The organism is Streptomyces sp. NPDC059567, from assembly GCF_042735655.1.
Lineage (GTDB): Bacteria > Actinomycetota > Actinomycetes > Streptomycetales > Streptomycetaceae > Streptomyces.
In genome coordinates, this window is record NZ_JBHWBS010000190.1 from 1 (window position 1) to 4,820 (window position 4,820).

The 4,820-nt window shown below is 70.6% G+C and carries 4 protein-coding genes; 2 read left to right on the plus strand and 2 right to left on the minus strand.

What is annotated here, in order from left to right:
* Nucleotides 1–55: 55 nt before the first annotated feature.
* Together ACFVZW_RS36755 and ACFVZW_RS36760 are read right to left on the minus strand one after the other, a co-directional pair.
* The gene (locus tag ACFVZW_RS36755) at nucleotides 56–1,006 is read right to left on the minus strand and encodes an ABC transporter substrate-binding protein (protein ID WP_384530909.1); all 951 of its coding nucleotides are present in this window, start codon (nucleotides 1,004–1,006) and stop codon (nucleotides 56–58) included.
* A 255-nt stretch (nucleotides 1,007–1,261) separates the two neighbouring features.
* On the minus strand, nucleotides 1,262–2,761 hold the full coding sequence (locus ACFVZW_RS36760) for an aminotransferase class I/II-fold pyridoxal phosphate-dependent enzyme (RefSeq protein WP_384530911.1): 1,500 nt from the start codon (nucleotides 2,759–2,761) through the stop codon (nucleotides 1,262–1,264).
* Nucleotides 2,762–2,833: 72 nt separating this feature from the next.
* On the opposite strand from ACFVZW_RS36760, the gene ACFVZW_RS36765 reads away from it, so the two are divergent.
* The gene (locus ACFVZW_RS36765; RefSeq protein WP_384530913.1) at nucleotides 2,834–3,751 is read left to right on the plus strand and encodes a LysR family transcriptional regulator; all 918 of its coding nucleotides are present in this window, start codon (nucleotides 2,834–2,836) and stop codon (nucleotides 3,749–3,751) included.
* 387 nt (nucleotides 3,752–4,138) lie between these two features.
* The gene (locus ACFVZW_RS36770; RefSeq protein WP_384530915.1) at nucleotides 4,139–4,660 is read left to right on the plus strand and encodes a hypothetical protein; all 522 of its coding nucleotides are present in this window, start codon (nucleotides 4,139–4,141) and stop codon (nucleotides 4,658–4,660) included.
* The last annotated feature ends 160 nt before the right edge of the window (nucleotides 4,661–4,820 follow it).

Consider the following 4,820-nt stretch of genomic DNA (forward strand, 5'->3'; position numbering starts at 1 on the left):
GGAACCTTGTCGATCTTGTCAGTCACAACGACTGCCCTTCAGTGGTGCGTAGGGGTCAGGAGCCGCCGTTGATCTTGGCCGCGGGAATGGCGCCGCCTTCGGCGTTCCACTTCTCGAGAGCGGCTTTGTACGAGCCGTCCTCGATGATCGCGTCCACGGCTTCCTTGAGCGCGTCACGCAGACCGCTGTTCTTCTTGTCGACCGCGATACCGAAGGGGCCGGCTTCGATCTGGTCGCCGACGATCTCGAAGGCGTTTCCTCCGTCGGCCTTGAGCGACAGGTCGAGGGCCACCGGGTAGTCGTTGACTCCCGCGGCGGCGCCGCCCGCCTTCAGACGGGTCTGGGCCTCGGCATCGGTCGGGAACGCCTCGATCTGGACGGCCGGCTTCCCTGCCGCCTCGCATGCCTTCGACTGCGTCTTGACGACGTTCTCGAAGGTCGTGCCTCTCTGCACGACGGCCTTCTTGCCACAGAGGTCCGCTATGGACTTGATGTGGTGCGGGTTGCCCTTCTGGACGTACACGACGGAGCCCGCGACGAAGTAGTCGACGAAGTCCACGCCGTTGCCGGTCTTCTGGCCCTTGTCGTCCAGACCGTCCTGACGGGCCTTGGTGTCGGTCATCGACGACATGACGATGTCCTGTCGCCCGGAGTTGAGGGAGGTGATGAGGCTGTCGAACGTACCGCTGGTGAAGACGAACTTGACGCCGAGCTGCTTGCCGAGAGCGTCGGCGATGTCCGGGTCGACGCCGACGATCTTTCCGTTCTCGATGAACTCCATCGGGGCGTAGGCGGCGTCCGTACCGACCTTGATGACGCCGGCGTCCTGGTACTTCTTCGGGAGCTTGGCGAACAGGGGAGCGTCGCTCCGTGCGCCACCGGCCTGAGGGCCGCCGGAGTTCTGGCCGGTGGCGGTCTGGTCGCCGCAGGCCCCCAGCAGCAGCGTGGCTGTCGTCGCGGTCAGGGCAGCGGCGATCGCCTGACGGATCGGAATGCGTGCGGGCATGGGCGTGCTCCCTCTCGGGGGTGGGTGTGGTGTGAAGAAGGCCGGGACGGCGCCCGGTGGCTCGGTCTGCGGAGGTCGTGCGCGGGTCCCGGTCAGATGGGGGTCGTGCCCGGAGTCCTGGTCAGTCGGGGGTCGTGCGCGGGGTCCCGGTCATTCGGGGTCGTTCCGGTGGCACGGTCGGCCGGGTCGTGCGCAGTGGCTCACCCGGCGGGGCGCGACCGGCGGCCGGGGCCGGGTGGGGTCGTGACCGGTGGCTCAGTCGACGACGCGCAGCCGGGTGACGCCCAGGTCGAGCGCCCCTCGGACATGGCCGTTCGGCGCGGTCGCGGTCTGCTGAAGGAAGCGGACGACCTCGGTCGTGATGACCTCGCCCGGAAGGACGTTGGGGATGCCGGGCGGGTACGCGGCCAGCGTGTCCGCGGAGATCCGTCCGACGGCCTCCTCCGCGGCCAGCACCCGGGTCGGGCTCAGGAACGCCTCGCGGGCGGTGAGCTTGGCGGGGCCGGGGGTCGGCAGCTGCAGCATGGCCGCATGCTCGGCGTCGGATCCCGTGAGCGGGGAGGGCAGGGTGTGCAGCGCTTCGAGGAACCGGTCGGTGTCGGGGACGAACCCCGCGCCGATGACGGCGACGATCGCCGCGTCGGTCGCCACTTCGACCATGATCTGGTGGTCGAGGAAGAGCCGCCGCCTGGCTTCGTGTCCCGTGATCCCGCCGGCCCGGGTGTCGAGCGCGATCCGTAGTGGATCGGCGCGGACGATGTCGGGGAAGGCGTGGAATCCGTCGCTCACGACCCCGAAGCGGCCCAGCGCGCGCACGACGCTCCGCACCCTGTCCGCGGCCTCGACCGACCCTGCTGTCGCGTCGGCGTCGGTGACCAGGCTCCTGCGGGCAAGATCCAGCGACGCGGTCAGCAGGGCACTCGCGCTCGTGGACTGCACCAGCCGGAACGCCCGGTCCACGAGCGGTTCGAGGCGGTCCGCGAACGGGCCTTCGGCCACGTGCAGCATCGCCGACTGCGTCAGACTGCCGCCGAGCTTGTGCGTACTCGACGTCACGATGTCCGCGCCCAGGGACAGCGCACCCGCGGGGAGCGCGGGGTGGAAGCCGAAGTGGGAACCCCATGCTTCGTCGACGATGAGGGGAACGCTGGCGGCATGGGCGGTCTCCGCGATGGCGCGCACATCGGCGACCGCGCCGAAGTAGCTCGGGGAGACGATGTACACGGCGGCCGCGTCCGGCGTCCGCTCCAGAGCCGCCGCCACGTCCGCGGCGGTCACGCCGTGGGCGATGCCCTGCTCGGGGTCGACGGAAGGCTGGACGAAGACCGCGTCCATGCCCGAGAGCACCAGCCCGTCGATCACGCTGGAGTGCACACTGCGCTGCACGACGAGCGTCCGGCCCAGCGCGGGGGCCACCATCGAGGCGATCTGATTGCCCTGCGAAGCGCCGTTGGTGAGGAACCAGGTGCGCCGGGCGCCCCAGGCTTCGGCGGCCAGGGCCCGCGCCTTGTCGAGCGGGGTGTCCGGGCCGAGGTCGATACCGTCGAGCAGCGGCGGGAAGTCCAGGGCCGTGATCCGCGAACCGAAGAACCCGGCGAGGTCCGATCCAGGGGCTGCGGAATGGCCGGGGACGTTCAGCCTCAGCCAGTCCCGTCCCGCGTGGGCGAGCACTGCCTCGGCGTAGGGGGCGGACAGCTGGCCGGAGCCGGGATCGGTGGGGGAGTGGGTGCGGTGTTCGGTCGTTCGCGTGTTCACCCCGGGAGCGTGACATGGCTCCAGTCATTGAGGAACGGTGGACTTTTCGTGACCCCTCCATAGGATCTCTATATGCTCGACGTGAGACATCTGCAGGTACTCCGCTCCATCGCGCAGGAGGGTTCGCTCGCCGCGGCCGGACGCGCACTGCACTACAGCCAGCCCACGATCACCCACCACCTGGCATCCCTGGAAGCGCACTTCAACGCCCAGCTCGTCCAGCGTGGACCGCGAGGCGCCACCCTGACCGAGCTCGGCGAAGCCCTGCTGCCGCACGCCGAGGCCGTACTCGAACGCCTGCGTCACGCCGAGCTGGAGGTGCGGAACCTCGCCGAGCGCGGCATGCGCACCATCCACATCGGTACGTTTCCCACGGCCGGGGCCCTGCTGCTGGCGCCGGCGGTCAAACGCCTCCACCAGCAAGGCGTCCACATCTCGCTCACCGAAGGCGAACTGCCGCTGCTCCTACGCGGGCTGCGTGCCAGGGAGCTACAGGCCGCTCTCGTCTTCTCCCAGCCCGGAGACCGCCTCAACCTCGAGGAGGAGGTCGAGGTCCACCCGCTGCTGTCCGATCCGCTGCTCCTGGTCATGCCGCCGGACCACCCGTGCGCGAAGCTGGACCAGGTTCCTCTCGCCGAGCTGCGCGACACCGCATGGGTGGGCGCCGCCGACCCGCACGACCCGTGCGACCGCGTGCTGGCATGGGCATGCGGCCAGGAGGGCTTCGAGCCCCTGCATGCGATGCGCACCGACGACTACGCCGTGGTCCAGGGCCTCGTGGCGGCGGGGACGGGCGTGGCCCTCATCCCTCGACTCGCCCTGGGAGCACCACGCCCCGACCTGGTCGTACGCCCCCTGGCCGGACCGGTCCTCGCCCGGGAGATCAGCGTCGCCGTTCTCCGCTCGACCTCGGCCAGCGCCGCCCAGGAGTTGATCTCGGCCCTGCTGGAACAGGCAGCGCTGATCACGGACCGCTGGGCCACGACCTGACCGCGACGTCGTGGCACCGCAGCCCGTCGGCTCCGCAGGTGCGGGCTGTGCCGGTGATGGCCGGTAGCGTCGCGGGCATGGGCTTCACCAGCGCCTGGGCGATCCCTTCCCGACGTGCCGGTCGACGCGGATCCCGAAGTGGCGCAGGCTGCAGCCGCCGCCATGGCGACGGAGTTCGCTCGCGACTTCCACGGAGTCACCGTCGAGGTGACGTGGGAGCCACAGCGGGAACCCGGGTCCTGGAGCGGCCTTGTCACTCTCGTCCCTCAAGGCGAGCCGGGACCCGGTCCCGGTGCGGGGCGTGGACATCGCGAGGGCCATCGGGGAGAAGACGCCGCCTCGTGACGCCAGTGCCGCGGGTTTGAGATCCGTCGCTATCGTGCCCCCGTGACTGGCTCCACGCAGCGTCCGCTGCTGTTTCTCGATGTCGACGGACCGCTCATCCCGTTCGGCGCGCCGTCCGGGCAGTATCCGACGTACGCCACAGGACTCGATGCGCTCGACGCTGATGCGAATCCGCTCCTGAGCAGGATCGATCCCGACCACGGGCGTCGGCTGGCGGCGCTGCCGTGTGAGGTGGTCTGGGCCACGACGTGGATAGGTGACGCGAACGAGTGCATCTGCCCCATCATCGGTCTGCCGCGGCTGGCCGTGGTGGCCTGGCCGGAGCCGTCCGAGTTCGATGCACAGGACGAGCGGAACGGACTGCACTGGAAGACCCGCCCCCTCGTCGAATGGGCGTCGGGGCGCCCGTTCGCCTGGGTCGACGACGAGATCACCGACACTGATCGAGCCTGGGTCGCCGCCCGTCACCAGGGACGCGCCCTGCTCCATCGCGTGGAGCCCCGCCGTGGCCTCACCGAAGGCGACTACGCCGTTCTCGACTCGTGGCTGCGGCAGCCGTCCTGAATCGAGAACGACCCGGCCGTGCGCCGACCTCGTCGCCCGAACGACGTCGGGGGGGGCGCCCCCCCCCCACCCCCGCCGGGCGCCGCCCCCCCCCCCACCGCCACCACGTGGCCTCGCGCGTGGGGGGGGGCCACACCCCCCCCGAGGGGCGGGCGCCCCC

Excerpts from the sequence above, each read along its gene's own strand:
- ACFVZW_RS36755 (WP_384530909.1), bottom strand. The coding sequence starts at position 1,006 with ATGCCCGCACGCATTCCGATCCGTCAGGCGATCGCCGCTGCCCTGACC.
- ACFVZW_RS36765 (WP_384530913.1), top strand. The coding sequence starts at position 2,834 with ATGCTCGACGTGAGACATCTGCAGGTACTCCGCTCCATCGCGCAGGAG.